Below are 13,548 nucleotides of genomic sequence, written 5' to 3'. Positions count from 1 at the left end.
GCAGCGCCAAGACGGCGGGTGCTGCCGGTTCCTGCAGCCGGTTTGTCATGGGCAGCGCCAAGACGGCGGGTGCTGCCGGTTCCTGCAGCCGGTTTGTCATGGGCAGTACCAAGGCGGCGGATGCTGCTGGTGCCTGCGGTCGGTTCGTCATGGGTTTCACCCATTGTCACCAGAACAATACCCACTATGGCCAGCGCCAGTCCGATCAACTCCTGAGCATTCAGGCGGTAGTCGAGGAACAGCACGGAGACGACGGTGATCAGTGCGATCCCCAGCCCCTCCCAGAGCGCGAAGGCAATACCAATGGAGATTGTTTTGGCGGCTTTGGCCAACAACAGATAGGAGAAGGAGATGAGCAGCCACATCGGCAGATAGTTGAGCCAGCCGGCCTCGTTCTCCGGGATCATGGCCATGCTGGAGGTCCCCGCGACCTCGGTCAGGATGGCGCCCGTCAGAAAGATGCGGGCCAGGAGCATGCGATTGAATAACATAAAATGTCCTTTTGTTGCTGCGACGGGACCATGATAGCCGCAGCCCGCTCAGGCGGTAGAATCGCTGAGCGTCGACAATTCAGACGCTGACGGTTTGCCTTGCGAGAAGAGGGCAAGGTAAGGTGAATATCGGATACCCTGCTCACGACCCAGATCATGAAGCTTTACCAGATACAACTCTTTGTGGAATCAGCCAGCAGTGGCTCCATTGCCAATACGGCGCGCCGGCTTGGCAAGAGTCGCAGCGCTGTCAGCACGGCGATAGCGGCGCTTGAGGTTGAGCTTGGCGTCGAACTTTTTGAACGAGGCGCCAACCAGAGCCGATTGACCGAGATCGGCGAGCAGGTGCTGGACGACTGCAAGCGGCTGCTGCAGGCCGCCAACAGCCTCAAACTCAAGTGCGAGCACTACGCCTCCGGCGCCGAGGTGGCGCTGCGGGTGGCGCGGGATGACGCCATTCCCGAGGCGGTGTGGCGGGAGATGCTGGGGGCGCTGCGCCACCAGTTTCCCGGCACCAGCATCTCGCTGGTGCTGGCCTCGCCGCCGGAGCTGCCCGCGCTGGTGGAGGAGGGGTTTGTCGACGCCGCCTTCGGCCTCATCACCGAGGAGCAGGAGCGCAGCGGCCTCAACATCGAGGTGCTCAACCCGATCCGCACCCTGATGGTGGTGGCCCCGAGCCACCCGCTGGCCAGCCTGAAGCGGGTATTGCAGCAGGATCTGACCGGTCATACCCAGGTCACCCTCTCCTATGTGGACGAATTTTCGGTCAAGAGCCTGCTGCCCATCGGCGGCCACCACATCGGGCTGTCGAGCTTCGAGCTGATGCGCGATGCGGTGCTCGATGGCCTCGGCTGGGCCGTGCTGCCGTCGCCGCTGATCCAGAGCCAGCTGCGGCAAGGGGAGCTGCTGACCTTGAGGCACAAGTTCAGCCTGCAGTGGCGCGACTACGGCGTCTATCTGTCGGAAAATGCCTATCACGGCAAGGTGTTGGCCTGGCTGAGGAAGGCAATCCAGGCCTATCTCGAACCGTTCGAATAAACCGGCCGGCGCTGGGCGGGCACGAGGGAGCAAGTGCTGGGGCTTGTGATCCATCGTTGCCTGATGGTACATACTGTCAGTACCCTCATGCAGCGCCTGGAGGCGTGAACGATATGAGCAGTGCCCAAGACAAGGACGAGCTCTGGCTGGATGACGACATCATCGAGCTGGATGACGATGAGGCCGTGGTGACCAAGGCGATCAACCCCTGGCAGGTGTTGATCGTCGATGATGAGCCGGACATTCATCATGCCACCCGGCTGGCACTTTCCAACATTCAGTACAAATCCCGCCCGCTTGAACTGCTCAACGCCTACAGCGGCGCCGAAGCGGCCCGCATGCTGCTGGCCAATCCGCGCATCGCCCTGATCCTGCTCGACGTGGTGATGGAGACCGAGGATGCCGGCCTGCGGCTGGTGCACCAGATCCGCAACGAGATGCACAACAGCCTGGTGCGCATCGTGCTGCGCACCGGCCAGCCGGGGCAGGCCCCGGAGCAGCGGGTGATCCTCGATTACGACATCAACGACTACAAGACCAAGACCGAGCTGACGGTGCAGAAGCTCTATACCACCGTCATCGCCTCCCTGCGCTCCTACGAGACCCTCTGCGCCATCGACAAGAGCCGGCAGGGGCTCGGCAAGATACTGGAGGGGGCGGGGGATCTCTATCATCTGCATTCGCTGCGGGAATTTGCCTCCGGCGTGCTCAAGCAGATCAGCGCCATTCTCGATGTGGGCACCGAAGGCGCCATCTGCGCCGAACGCCGGCCCGGCTCACAGGAGCTGGAGATCCTGGCGGCCACCGGCGACTATGAATCCCTGCTGAGCGATGTGCCGCTCAGCGCCTTCCCGGCCCTGCACGATTCGGTGATGAGTGCGCTGGCCAATCGCTGCAATCGCTTCGAGCATCCCCAGGATGCGCTCTATATCGCCGCCCAGAACGGGCGCGAGTTCGTGCTCAATTTCACTCCCACCCAGCCGCTCGACCCGCTCGAGTGCGATCTGCTGGACGTGTTCTGCCAGCGCATCTCGGCGGCGTACGACAACCTCTATCTCTACAACCAGCTGCTGCGCGCCCAGGAAGCGACCGTGGTGGCGCTGGCGGCGCTGGCGGAGTTTCGCGATTCGGATACCGGCGATCACGTGCTGCGGGTGCAGAAGCTCTCCGATGCCATCGTGGCCGAGTTGCAGCAGGCGGGGGCCTATCCCGACGAGCTGACGCCGGGCTTCGTCGACATGATCGGCATGGCCAGCATACTGCACGACGTGGGCAAGGTGGGCACGCCGGACCACATCCTGCACAAGCCGGGCCGGTTCGAGCCGGATGAGCGGCTCATCATGGAGCAGCATGCGGACATCGGCGCCAGCATCTTGCACAAGGCGGGGGAGATGGTGGAGGGCACCAGCTATCTGTCGCTGGGGGCCGAGATTGCTCGCGGTCACCATGAACACTTTGATGGCAAGGGTTACCCGGAGCAGCTGGCCGGCCAGCAGATCCCGCTGTCGGCTCGCATCGTGGCCGTGGTCGACGTGTTCGATGCCCTGCTCAGCAAGCGTCCCTACAAGGAGCCCTGGTCACTGGCTCAGACCATGGAATATATCCTGTCACGCTCCGGCAGCCAGTTCGATCCCCAGGTGGTGCAGGCGCTCCAGCGTTTGGTCAGCCAGTCGCGGCTGCCATACGAGCTGTGACACCGGACGGAAACAACAAAGGGGCCAGTGGCCCCTTTGTTGTTTCCGGCTGCCTGAGCCACCGCGTCGGTTTCGTCAGCGCGGCGCGTAGCGTGTGCGGGGTTGCTGCCGGCGAAACGGCAACAGCACCAGACTGAGCAACAGATCGCCAAGCAGGGCTGCGAGCAGGCCTGCCGCCATGCCGCAGACGATGGCGGCCTGCTTGAGCGGCACCACGTAGCTGTAGTTTTGCAGGGTATCCTGCCAGAGCTGGGGCTCGGCGCGCAGCAGCAGGTGGGAGAGTTGCCGATACCAGGGATGGTGTTTGTAGACGCTCTCCTGCTGCAGGGTCTGGCGCTGGCTGACCAGCAGCTGCAGGCTGGCGGCATCTTTGGCGAATACCGGATCCGGGTTGGTGCGGTAGTGGTTGACCAGGGCCGTCAGATCGCCATTGAAGTGCTGGTCCGCCGTCTCCTGAAAAGGGGCCAGGCTGAGGCTGGCCTGTTGCAGGCGGGCATCCAGCCGCTGGTAGTAGAGGTCGATCAGACCCGGGATCTGCACGCCGGCCAGCAGGCCCAGGGCAAACAGCATCATCCGAAGGTAGCTGCGCATAGCACTCGTCATCTCGCGAAATAGAGGGACTCCATACTAGCCGCAAGGCTGCAACAGGCCAAGCCGGCAGGGGGCGCGCCGGCTTTCCGGGTAGGAGGCATGACCCTTTTCTCCCTCGTTTGTGTGATTCACGTCACGCTTTTTATGCTTTAAAATACGGCCCCATTTTTCGGGGAGGAGAGTCTGTATGCGCAAATTTATACCCTGTTATCTGTTGGGTGGTCTCATCGCCATCAGTTGGGCCGCTCTGCCCGATCACGGCCCATGGGATCAGTGGGATCTCGCCGTCTTCCATCTGGTCAATGGCTGGCTGGGTCAGGCCCGGTGGTGGGCCGATCTGGTGGCCGTGACCAACAACCGGCTGTTCGATTTGGCGGTGCTCTCCTGCATGGGGCTCATCCTCTCTCGCTGCTTCTGGCGTGCGGACGAGCAGGGACGCCGCCGGCTGGTGGCCATGGGGATCGTCATGCTGCTGGGGGCCCTGGTGATCAACCAGTTCGGTCATCTGCTGCCGGTCAGCCGGCCCAGCCCGACCCTGACGGTGGCGGACGCGCTGCGGGTAACCCAGCTCAGCAGGATCCCGACCAAGGACTCCTCCAGCGACAGCTTCCCCGGCGATCACGCCCTGTTCCTGATGATCTTCGCCGGCTTTGCCCTGCGCCATCTGCCGCGCTGGGCCGGGCTGACCGCGCTGCTGATGGTGCCGCTGTTCTCGGCGCCCCGCATTCTCTCTGGCGCCCACTGGCTGACGGATGTCTATGTGGGGGCCCTGTCGCTGACCCTGCTCTGTCTGCCGCTGCTGTTGTTGACCGGGCTGTCGGATGCGCTGATCGGCTGGATCGCCCGGCGACTGCCACGCCTGCCGGGCTGGCAGTGGCTGGCAGGCAAAACGCCGGCGAGTCAGCAATAAAAAAAGAAGGTCGGTGCATACCGGCCTTCTTTTTGGCTACTTCCCGCCGGTGACTGTGGTCGTCGCGAAATGACCATGACTACCACCGGTGGCCCCAGGCCTGCTGGCCCTCATAGACAAGTATTAGCAGATTCGTTCGGGCGTGCTCGTCATGACTTTCTCCAGATAATCGTTTGCATGGGCTGAATGCTTGATCCTGACCAAGATTTTTTATTTTTGCTGCCTTAGAATCGCCGCCCGTTGCTGGAGAACTCTGTATGTTAATTAATCTTTTGCGCCTGATATTCATCATCTGCGCCCTGGTGTTCATCTTCATGCTGGTACGGGCCTGGTGGCACAAACGGCAACAGGGGGAGCTGGAATCGACCCCCTTCTGGCCGGTGGCGACCATCGGTTTTGTCGCCAATTTTCTCGATACCCTGGGGGTCGGCAGCTTCGCGGTGAAGACCGCCTGCTACAAGCAGTTCAAGCTGATCGACGATCGGCTGTTGCCGGGCACCCTCAACGGCCAGTGTGTGTTGCCGACGGTCACCCAGTCGCTGATCTTCATCGGCGCCGTGCAGGTAGATCCGCTCACTCTCATCGGCATGATGGTGGCCGCGGCCGCCGGGGCGGCCTGGGGCGCACGCCACGTCGCCTCGTTCGATCGCCAGACCATCCGGCTGGTGATGGCGGTCTCCCTGCTGGTGGTGGCCGGCCTCATCTTTGCGGGCCTGCTTGGGCTGTTCCCCCTCGGTGGCGATGCCATGGGGCTGACCGGTTACAAGCTCGGGATCGCGCTGCTCGGCAACTTCATCTTCGGCGTGCTGATGAACGTGGGCATCGGCCTGTTCGCCCCCTGCATGACCCTGGTCTATCTGCTCGGCATGAATCCGCTGGCGGCGTTTCCCATCATGATGGGCTCCACCGCCGTGCTCAGCGTCTTCTCGGCGGGCACCTTCATCCGCAAGGGAGCCTTCGACGCCAAGGCGGTGCTGGCGGTGGCCATCTTCGGCCCTGTCGGCGTGGTGCTGGCGGCCATGCTGGTCAAGTCGATGGATATGGCGATGCTCAAATGGCTGGTGGCCTTCATCGTCATCTATACCTCCTGGACCATGTACGCCTCCTGGCGGGCGGCGCGGCGGGGGCCACCACCCCGGTTGGCAGGCGTTACTGGTTAGCCAGTACGGCGCGTGTCGGTGCTGGTTGTGGAGTATTGACGTGATGGCAGGCCTTCATCGTTATCTATACCTCCTGGACCAGGTACGTTTCTTGGCGGGCGGCGCGGCGGGCACTGCAACTCCGGCTGGCAGAGGTCGCAGGCTGGCCTGCACCAGCGCCGCTTCGGCCCTGGCCCCCAGAAACACATAGAGCCCGAGGGCCAGCAGCAGCCCCACGGCGCACCCCATCACACCCACCGCCGGCCAGAGCAGTTCGCTCTGGCCGAGCGAGCCCTTGAACAGCAGCAGCAGCCCCTCGATGGAGACCGCGATCAAGATGGCGGCGATGAAGCGGGTAATGGTGCGGCGAATGGCGCTGTGGCGAAAGATGTCCTTATGCAGCAGCACCTCCTCTTCCAGAATGGTCTTGCCCAGATCGAACACCGCCAGCGCCAGGGTCAGGAAGATGATGGCGCTGAAGGCCCCCAATCGGTTCTGCTGCGCCCCGCATAGCAGCAAATAGAGCTGCTCCAGCCCGTGCCAGATGAGCGTCGCGACGATCAGAAACAGCGCCAGACTCAGCACCACATAAACCCCCTTGAACCAGGGCATGGCCCGGCGTCGCTCCCTGTCCCCCATCAGCCAGGCGATGAGCTGGTTCAGGCAGAGGGTCAGCTCACGGCCCTGGCCTCTCACGATTAGATGCAAACGGGCTTGCGGCGCCGGCACCGGTGGCAGGATCCCGAGTGGTTCCCGGCTGGGTGCCTGGTTCAGGATGAAGGGATAACTGCTGAGTGAATCGGGCGATGCCGTGAGCAGTCCCAGCAGCAGGGGGGCCAGTTCGGCTTCGTACTCCTGATAGCGTCGCAGCACATCGATGGGGCTCATTTCCGCCATATACACCTCGCTCAAACGGGCTTGTATCCAAGGTACTGGGTGCAAATTGTGGGCCCGTTTTATGACGGATAGAGGGGCGGGATATGCACCGTTTGGTGACAGCGCTGTGCCATTTGCGCAAAGTCTGCACCAACATCGGGCGTGCCGAGGGAGGTTGAAGCTGCAATAAAAAAGGCTCTGTCCCAGTTATGTGTTGAAAGGCTAATCTTGAAGTAGGTCATCACCTTGAGGGCCGCCATCATGGATACCCAAGCCTTTCAACATCTACTGTCCCTCTTCCCATTGCTCACTTTGCATCAGCGTCGTCTCGCGCAACAGGAACTCACCACCCCTCACCCCATCACCTCGTTGGCCACTCAACTTCCCGCATGCCAATGCTGCCCTCACTGCCAGGCCGAAGCCACACAACTGGCTCCCTGGGGCTGGTCTCGAGGGCTGCGCCGTTATCGCTGCAAACAGTGTTTGCGCACCAGTTCCGTGCTCACCAACACGCCTCTCGCCCGACTTCGCAAGCCACAATGCTGGGAAGACTATGCACAGGCCCTCATCGACGGTCTGACCGTCCGGCAGGCGGCGCTCCGCTGTGGGGTCGGTAAAAACACCGCCTTTTTGTGGCGTCACCGCTTCCTGAAGGCCATGGCTAGCCACCAGGCGGTACGGGAAGAGGGTATCGTCGAGGTCGATGAGACCTTCTTTCTGGCGTCGTTCAAAGGACAGCGCGGATTGCCCCGCCCGGCCCGTCATCGTGGAGGTAAAGGCCGTACCCGAGGCACAGGACCGGATTACATCCCGGTGATGGTGGTGCAAGACCGGGCAGGCCACCTGGCTGACTTCCAGTTGGAACAGTTGAATGCCAAGGCTGTGAAGGCAGTGCTTCAGCCGCTTATCGCCCCGGATGCCGTCCTGTGCAGCGATGGTGCCGGGGTGTATGCGAGTTTCAGCAAGGGGCAAGGGATAACACATCAAGTGGTGCGCAATCGAGCGGGAGAGCGAGTGGTGGGTGCATATCACATCCAACATGTGAACGGGTACCACAGGCGATTGAAGGAGTGGATGGAGCGGTTCCATGGGGTTGCGACCCACTATCTGAAGAATTATCTGGGTTGGCGCAGGATGTTGGAGCGCTATGGGCAAGAAGTGAATATCTCACGTTGCTTGCATGAGGCGCTGGGGCGCCCCATGCAACACGTAATTGGGACATAGCCATAAAAAAGGGCCCGTGAAGGGCCCTTTGGCGACACGCGGCGGCTTAGCCGGCCAGCTTGGCGAAGCTGCGCTCGGCGGCGGCCAGAGTGTGTTCAATCTCCTTGTCGCCGTGCGCCAGCGACAGGAAGCCCGCCTCGTAGGCGCTCGGCGCCAGGTAGACGCCCTCTTCCAGCATCAGATGATAGAAGCGCTTGAAGCGTTCCATGTCGCAGCGAGTGACCTGCTCGTAGCGGGTGATCTCGGGATCGTCGGTGAAGAAGAAGCCGAACATGCCGCCCACGTAATTGATGGCAAGCGGGATACCGTGCTTGGCGGCAGCGGCTTTCAGCCCTTCGGCAACCCGGGCGGTCTTGGCGCTCAGCTGTTCATAGAGGCCCGGCTCCAGCAGCAGGTCCAGCATGGTCAGACCGGCAGCCATGGCCACCGGGTTGCCGGAGAGGGTGCCGGCCTGATAGACGGGGCCGGTCGGGGCAATGTGCTGCATCACCTTCTTCTTGCCGCCGAAGGCGCCGACCGGCATGCCGGCACCGATGATCTTGCCGAGGGTGGTGAGATCCGGGTCGATGTTGTAGTGGCCCTGGGCACCGCGCAGGGAGACACGGAAGCCTGTCATCACCTCGTCCAGGATCAGCAGGGCGCCGAACTCGTCGCAGATGGCGCGCAGCCCCTCCAGGAAGCCGGGTACCGGCGGGATGCAGTTCATGTTGCCGGCGACCGGCTCGACGATGATGCAGGCGATCTCGCTGCCGTATTGGGTGAAGGCTTCGCGCACCGAGTCCAGATCGTTGAACACGCAGGTGAGGGTGTGCTTGGCAAAGTCGGCCGGGACGCCCGGGCTGTTGGGTTGACCCAGAGTCAGCGCGCCGGAGCCGGCCTTGACCAGCAGGGAGTCGGCGTGGCCGTGGTAGCAGCCTTCGAATTTGACGATCTTGTCGCGACCGGTATAACCGCGGGCCAGCCGGATGGCGCTCATGGTCGCCTCGGTGCCGGAGTTGACCATCCGGACCTGTTCCATGGAGGGGACGATCTGGCGCACTTTCTCGGCCATCAGCACTTCGATCTCGGTCGGTGCGCCGTAGCTCAGCCCTTTCTCCACCGCCTTGATGACGGCGGCCTTGATGGCCGGGTGGTTGTGACCCAGCAGCATGGGGCCCCAGGAGCCGATGTAATCCACATAGGCCTGGCCATCCACGTCATAGAGGTAGGCGCCATCGGCGTGATCGATGAAGCGGGGTGTGCCGCCGACCCCATTGAAGGCGCGGACCGGTGAGTTGACGCCGCCCGGAATGGTCTGGCGGGCCTGTTCAAACAGCTGATCTGATTTTGACATGGATCATCCTTAATGGGATTTTGGTCGTCACACAGGCGCAGGTGGCCGATTGCGGCTCGGCAGTCAGGGGGCGCTGGAGTATGCTTGCCCTCTTGATCCCGGCCAAGGACTGCCCCGTGTTAAATGAAACGGGCCGACTATAGCAGAAAGGCCCGGTGCTGGGCAGCCGGACAGCAGGCCGGATGATCGTCACCTCCGTCAGCAAACGAATGTGGTTTTTTCATGTCGCAACAAGCTCTCTCCTCCTCCGAACCGCTCTCGCCTCCCCGCGGCCCCGTCCTGCGGCGGATCATTCATCAAGACAAGATGCCCCTGCTGGTGCTGCTGTTGGCAGCGCTGGTCGGCACCCTGGCCGGGTTGGTCTGCGGGCTGTTCGAATCGGGCGTGCACTGGCTGGCACAGCAGCGTGTCGACCTGCTGGCCGATCGCCCCTGGTGGCAGCTCGGCCTGCTCGGCTTTGGCTTCAGCGCCTTGCTGGGTTGCATTGGCTATTTCCTGACTCATACCTTTGCGCCGGAGGCGGGTGGCTCCGGCATTCCCGAGATTGAGGGGGCCATGGACGAGCTGCGTCCGGTACGCTGGTGGCGGGTGTTGCCGGTCAAGTTCTTCGGTGGCATCTGCACCCTGAGCTCCGGCATGGTGCTGGGGCGGGAAGGACCTTCGGTACAGATCGGCGGCAACCTCGGCAAGATGGTGGCGGATATCTTCCGGCTACCGAAGGAGCATGGCCACGCCCTGCTGGCAGCTGGGGCTGCCGGTGGTCTGGCCGCGGCCTTCAATGCGCCGCTGGCGGGGATCCTGTTCGTGATGGAGGAGATGCGTCCGCAGTTTCGCTACTCCTTTCTGGCCATCAAGGCGGTGGGCATTTCCGCCATCATGGCAACCCTGATGCTGCAGAACATGAAGGGGCAGGGGGCGGTGATCAGCTTGCCTCACTACGATGCGCCGGCCCTCAGGGCGCTCTGGCTGTTCCTCTTCATGGGAGCCGCTTTCGGCGTGCTGGGTTTCGTCTTCAACAAGCTGGTGCTGGCCTGTCAGGATGGCTATCTGGCGCTGCATCAAAACAAGCGCCACCGTTTCGTGGCCATCGGGACGCTGGTGGCGGGGACCTTCGGTGTGTTGTCGCTGGTTGCCCCGGCGGTGACCGGCGGTGGTACCGAGCTCATCCCCCATCTGATGGGCGGGGAGTATGCGATGGCGACCCTGTTCCTCATCTTCTCCATCCGGCTGGTGGCCACCCTGGTCTGTTTCTGCTCAGGCGCACCGGGCGGGGTGTTTGCCCCGACCCTGGCGCTGGGCACCCTGTTCGGGGTGGTGTTCGGCCACCTGTTCCATGCGGCCTTTCCGGAGCTGGGCATCGAGCCCGGCGCCTTTGCCATTGCCGGCATGGGCGCTTTGTTTGCCGCTACCGTGCGTGCACCCATCACGGGGATCGTGCTGGTGACCGAGATGACTGACAACTATCAGCTGATCCTGCCCATGATGATCACCACGGTCGGTGCGACCCTGGTGGCGCAGTGGTTGGGGGGCCGCCCGATTTATTCCCAGATCCTGGAGCGAACTTTACGGCTTGCTGCGCGTCAAAAGCGGGGAGAAAGCGGCGTCACCGCCGGTTAACCCTTTGTCTGCCGGCCTGAATCTGCTTGAGTCGCGTATAGTGAAGGGAGCGTGGCCGCAGTATGCGCAGTAACAAAAGAGGCCTTATGTCCCAGATAGTGAAGTGGTTGGCAGTGCTGATGGTGGGGGCGCTCATCGGCTATTTCGTCGGTAATCGCCAGGAGCTGGCCCAGAGCAGCCTGCTGACGGTGCAGCAGGAGACGCTGGAGCGCCAAGGCAAGGCCATCGGCCAGCTCAAGAGCGAGCTCGGCATCAAGGAGACGCTGCTGGCTACCCAGAAGGCGGCGTTCGAGCAGTTGCAGCAGACGCTCAAGGATCAGGAGGCCCAGGTACAGGAGCAGAAGCGCCAGCTGGCCTTCTTCGAGCGGATCATGCGCCCCACCGGTGAGCAGGTGGGGGTGGTGATCGACAACCTTACCCTGCAGGAGACCAGTATCCCCGGCCGTTATCACTATCGGCTGGCGTTGACCCAGCCCGCCAAGAAGCGCGAGCTGTTTCGTGGTCAGGTACAGATAAAGGTGGAAGGCAGTCAGGGCGACAAGCCCAGAACCCTCGGTAGCCGCGAGCTGGGTATGAAGGTGGGGGAGGGGCGCTATGCACTGCGTTACTTCCAGTTGCTGGAAGGCAACTGGCAGTTGCCGGAAGGCTTTGTACCGGATCGGGTACGGGTCACCATCGGCAAGGATGGCCGACAACCGGCCCAGGAGCTGCTGGCTGAATGGGGTGAGGTAATCAAGCCGCTGGTAGTCGTTCCACCGGCACCCGTACCGGCCGCACAGTAAGAAGCTTGGTGAATACTTGAACTGAATGGTCGGGTATTGGATAATTTCGCGGTTTCCATGTTTGTGGATTTAACGGTTGTGAGGTCAGTAATGAGTGCAGTAGCAGAAGCCCCGTTGCCCATCCAGATGACGGATGCGGCAGCCAACAAGGTGAAGACCCTGATCACCGAAGAAGAAAATCCCGAGCTCAAGCTGCGGGTGTACATCACGGGCGGTGGCTGCTCCGGTTTCCAGTATGGTTTCACCTTCGATGAGAAGATCAACGAAGGGGATACCGTGGTCGAGAAGAGCGGGGTCACCATGGTGATAGATCCCATGAGCCTGCAATATCTGGTTGGCGGCAGCGTGGATTACACCGAAGGCTTGGAAGGCTCCCGCTTCACCGTGACCAACCCCAATGCCACCACCACCTGTGGCTGTGGTTCCAGCTTCTCTATCTGATATAGAAAGATACCGCGTGATATCGAAGGGCCCCAAGGGGCCCTTTTTGTTTGGCTCAGTCCCAGTTATGTGTTGAAAGGCTAACCTTGAAGTAGGTCATCACCTTTAGGGCCGCCATCATGGATACCCAAGCCTTTCAACATCTACTGTCCCTCTTCCCATTGCTCACTTTGCGTCAGCGTCGTCTCGCGCAACAGGAACTCACCACCCCTCACCCCATCACCTCGTTGGCCACTCAACTTCCCGCATGCCAATACTGCCCTCACTGCCAGGCCCAGGCCACACAACTGGCTCCCTGGGGCTGGTCTCGAGGGCTGCGCCGTTATCGCTGCAAGCAGTGTTTGCGCACCAGTTCCGTGATCACCAACACGCCTCTCGCCCGACTTCGCAAGCCACAGTGCTGGGAAGACTATGCACAGGCCCTCATCGACGGTCTGACCGTCCGGCAGGCGGCGCTCCGCTGTGGGGTCGGTAAAAACACCGCCTTTTTGTGGCGTCACCGCTTCCTGAAGGCCATGGCCAGCCACCAGGCGGTACGGGAAGAGGGTATCGTCGAGGTCGATGAGGCCTTCTTCCTGGAGTCGTTCAAAGGACTGCGCGGATTGCCCCGCCCGGCCCGCCATCGTGGCGGCAAAGGCCGTACCCGAGGCACAGGGCCGGATTATATCCCGGTGATGGTGGTGCAAGACCGGGCAGGCCACCTGGCTGACTTCCAGTTGGAACAGCTGAATGCCAGGGCAGTGAAGGCGGTGCTTGAGCCGCTTATCGCCCCGGATGCCGTCCTGTGCAGCGATGGCGCTGGGGTGTATGCCAGTTTCAGCAAGTCGCAGGGCATGACCCACCAAGTGGTGCACAACCGTGCGGGAGAGCGGGTGGTGGGTGCATATCACATCCAACATGTGAACGGGTACCACAGGCGATTGAAGGAGTGGATGGAGCGGTTCCATGGGGTCGCGACCCACTATCTGAGGAATTATCTGGGCTGGCGAAGGATGTTGGAACGCTATGGGCGGGAAGTGAATATCTCACGTTGCTTGCATGAGGCGCTGAGGCGCCCCATGCAACACGTAATTGGGACATAGCCTTTTGTTTTGGCCCCCCATCCCTATAGTCGGACGCTCTGGACCAGCCAGTAATGCTCAAGAGGCCTTGATGGGCTTCCTTTGGGTTGCTGTTGGGGCGTTTTCTATCCTGATTGATGGTTAGTTAAACACTTGAACGTCTTTTTCAAAAAAACACGGAGTTTTCGCTTGTCAGCGAGAATCATATCCCTATAATGCGCCTCCATCAGCACGGCGCAGTGCGCGTCTGGTCTGGCTTGCAAAGCAAACCAGTGAGGGTTATAGTTATTGACCCTGCTCTTTAACAATTTGAATCAAGCAATCTGTGTGGGCACTCACAGCATCGAACAT

14 protein-coding genes are annotated in these 13,548 nt (G+C 61.7%); 9 read left to right on the top strand and 5 right to left on the bottom strand.

What is annotated here, in order from left to right; genetic code table 11:
- Positions 1-491, bottom strand: a 491-nt coding sequence (locus tag QLG02_RS10235; protein WP_282465112.1) for an SMR family transporter, incomplete at its 3' end; no start/stop codon positions are given.
- Between the two features lie 156 nt (positions 492-647).
- On the opposite strand from QLG02_RS10235, the gene QLG02_RS10230 reads away from it, so the two are divergent.
- Positions 648-1,529 carry a LysR family transcriptional regulator gene (locus QLG02_RS10230; protein WP_282465111.1) on the top strand — a complete coding sequence of 294 codons (882 nt, stop codon included), beginning with the start codon at positions 648-650 and terminating at the stop codon, positions 1,527-1,529.
- Positions 1,530-1,642: 113 nt separating this feature from the next.
- The gene (locus QLG02_RS10225; RefSeq protein ID WP_045789066.1) at positions 1,643-3,223 is read left to right on the top strand and encodes a response regulator; all 1,581 of its coding nucleotides are present in this window, start codon (positions 1,643-1,645) and stop codon (positions 3,221-3,223) included.
- A gap of 75 nt (positions 3,224-3,298) precedes the next feature.
- On the opposite strand, the gene QLG02_RS10220 is transcribed toward QLG02_RS10225, so the two are convergent.
- Complete coding sequence (locus QLG02_RS10220; protein ID WP_045526141.1) at positions 3,299-3,826, bottom strand: DUF2937 family protein; 528 nt, start codon at positions 3,824-3,826, stop codon at positions 3,299-3,301.
- A 175-nt stretch (positions 3,827-4,001) separates the two neighbouring features.
- Between QLG02_RS10220 and QLG02_RS10215 the strand changes: the two genes are divergently transcribed.
- Together QLG02_RS10215 and QLG02_RS10210 are read left to right on the top strand one after the other, a co-directional pair.
- Positions 4,002-4,724 carry a phosphatase PAP2 family protein gene (locus tag QLG02_RS10215; RefSeq protein WP_282465110.1) on the top strand — a complete coding sequence of 241 codons (723 nt, stop codon included), beginning with the start codon at positions 4,002-4,004 and terminating at the stop codon, positions 4,722-4,724.
- A gap of 257 nt (positions 4,725-4,981) precedes the next feature.
- Positions 4,982-5,884, top strand: a complete 903-nt coding sequence (locus QLG02_RS10210; protein WP_282465109.1) for a sulfite exporter TauE/SafE family protein — start codon at positions 4,982-4,984, stop codon at positions 5,882-5,884.
- 60 nt (positions 5,885-5,944) lie between these two features.
- On the opposite strand, the gene QLG02_RS10205 is transcribed toward QLG02_RS10210, so the two are convergent.
- Positions 5,945-6,760 (bottom strand): hypothetical protein, encoded by an 816-nt coding sequence (locus QLG02_RS10205; protein ID WP_029304894.1) that lies wholly within the window; start codon positions 6,758-6,760, stop codon positions 5,945-5,947.
- Between the two features lie 59 nt (positions 6,761-6,819).
- Positions 6,820-7,002, bottom strand: coding sequence for a hypothetical protein (locus tag QLG02_RS10200; protein WP_282465108.1), 183 nt, complete (start codon positions 7,000-7,002; stop codon positions 6,820-6,822).
- Here QLG02_RS10200 and QLG02_RS10195 point away from each other — a divergent pair.
- On the top strand, positions 7,001-7,963 hold the full coding sequence (locus QLG02_RS10195; protein ID WP_282465107.1) for an IS1595 family transposase: 963 nt from the start codon (positions 7,001-7,003) through the stop codon (positions 7,961-7,963). The two genes, QLG02_RS10200 and QLG02_RS10195, sit on opposite strands and share 2 nt — an antisense overlap.
- A 46-nt stretch (positions 7,964-8,009) precedes the next feature.
- Here the strand turns inward: QLG02_RS10195 and hemL are convergent, their stop codons facing one another.
- Entirely contained in the window at positions 8,010-9,296 is a 1,287-nt protein-coding gene (gene hemL, locus QLG02_RS10190; RefSeq protein WP_282465106.1) for a glutamate-1-semialdehyde 2,1-aminomutase, read from the bottom strand.
- 222 nt (positions 9,297-9,518) lie between these two features.
- On the opposite strand from hemL, the gene clcA reads away from it, so the two are divergent.
- The 4 genes from clcA (at position 9,519) to QLG02_RS10170 (ending at position 13,218) form a co-directional block, all read left to right on the top strand.
- On the top strand, positions 9,519-10,913 hold the full coding sequence (gene clcA, locus QLG02_RS10185; RefSeq protein ID WP_017411006.1) for a H(+)/Cl(-) exchange transporter ClcA: 1,395 nt from the start codon (positions 9,519-9,521) through the stop codon (positions 10,911-10,913).
- Between the two features lie 86 nt (positions 10,914-10,999).
- Positions 11,000-11,695 carry a DUF6776 family protein gene (locus QLG02_RS10180; protein ID WP_252411190.1) on the top strand — a complete coding sequence of 232 codons (696 nt, stop codon included), beginning with the start codon at positions 11,000-11,002 and terminating at the stop codon, positions 11,693-11,695.
- 90 nt (positions 11,696-11,785) lie between these two features.
- Positions 11,786-12,136, top strand: a complete 351-nt coding sequence (gene erpA, locus QLG02_RS10175; RefSeq protein ID WP_005304404.1) for an iron-sulfur cluster insertion protein ErpA — start codon at positions 11,786-11,788, stop codon at positions 12,134-12,136.
- Positions 12,137-12,255: 119 nt separating this feature from the next.
- Positions 12,256-13,218, top strand: coding sequence for an IS1595 family transposase (locus tag QLG02_RS10170; protein ID WP_282465105.1), 963 nt, complete (start codon positions 12,256-12,258; stop codon positions 13,216-13,218).
- Positions 13,219-13,548 lie beyond the last annotated feature (330 nt).

This window comes from Aeromonas sp. V90_14 (assembly GCF_029967615.1).
GTDB classification, from domain to species: Bacteria; Pseudomonadota; Gammaproteobacteria; order Enterobacterales; family Aeromonadaceae; genus Aeromonas; species Aeromonas hydrophila.
The sequence above is the reverse complement of the archived record's forward strand: the minus strand, read 5'-3'. Positions and strand labels throughout refer to the sequence as shown.

Bases quoted from the DNA above. Each gene is read 5' to 3' on its own strand.
- clcA (WP_017411006.1), top strand. From the start codon at position 9,519: ATGTCGCAACAAGCTCTCTCCTCCTCCGAACCGCTCTCGCCTCCCCGC.
- QLG02_RS10230 (WP_282465111.1), top strand. From the start codon at position 648: ATGAAGCTTTACCAGATACAACTCTTTGTGGAATCAGCCAGCAGTGGC.
- QLG02_RS10170 (WP_282465105.1), top strand. From the start codon at position 12,256: ATGGATACCCAAGCCTTTCAACATCTACTGTCCCTCTTCCCATTGCTC.
- QLG02_RS10180 (WP_252411190.1), top strand. From the start codon at position 11,000: ATGTCCCAGATAGTGAAGTGGTTGGCAGTGCTGATGGTGGGGGCGCTC.
- QLG02_RS10205 (WP_029304894.1), bottom strand. From the start codon at position 6,760: ATGGCGGAAATGAGCCCCATCGATGTGCTGCGACGCTATCAGGAGTAC.
- QLG02_RS10220 (WP_045526141.1), bottom strand. From the start codon at position 3,826: ATGACGAGTGCTATGCGCAGCTACCTTCGGATGATGCTGTTTGCCCTG.
- QLG02_RS10225 (WP_045789066.1), top strand. From the start codon at position 1,643: ATGAGCAGTGCCCAAGACAAGGACGAGCTCTGGCTGGATGACGACATC.
- erpA (WP_005304404.1), top strand. From the start codon at position 11,786: ATGAGTGCAGTAGCAGAAGCCCCGTTGCCCATCCAGATGACGGATGCG.
- hemL (WP_282465106.1), bottom strand. From the start codon at position 9,296: ATGTCAAAATCAGATCAGCTGTTTGAACAGGCCCGCCAGACCATTCCG.
- QLG02_RS10210 (WP_282465109.1), top strand. From the start codon at position 4,982: ATGTTAATTAATCTTTTGCGCCTGATATTCATCATCTGCGCCCTGGTG.
- QLG02_RS10200 (WP_282465108.1), bottom strand. From the start codon at position 7,002: ATGATGGCGGCCCTCAAGGTGATGACCTACTTCAAGATTAGCCTTTCA.
- QLG02_RS10195 (WP_282465107.1), top strand. From the start codon at position 7,001: ATGGATACCCAAGCCTTTCAACATCTACTGTCCCTCTTCCCATTGCTC.
- QLG02_RS10215 (WP_282465110.1), top strand. From the start codon at position 4,002: ATGCGCAAATTTATACCCTGTTATCTGTTGGGTGGTCTCATCGCCATC.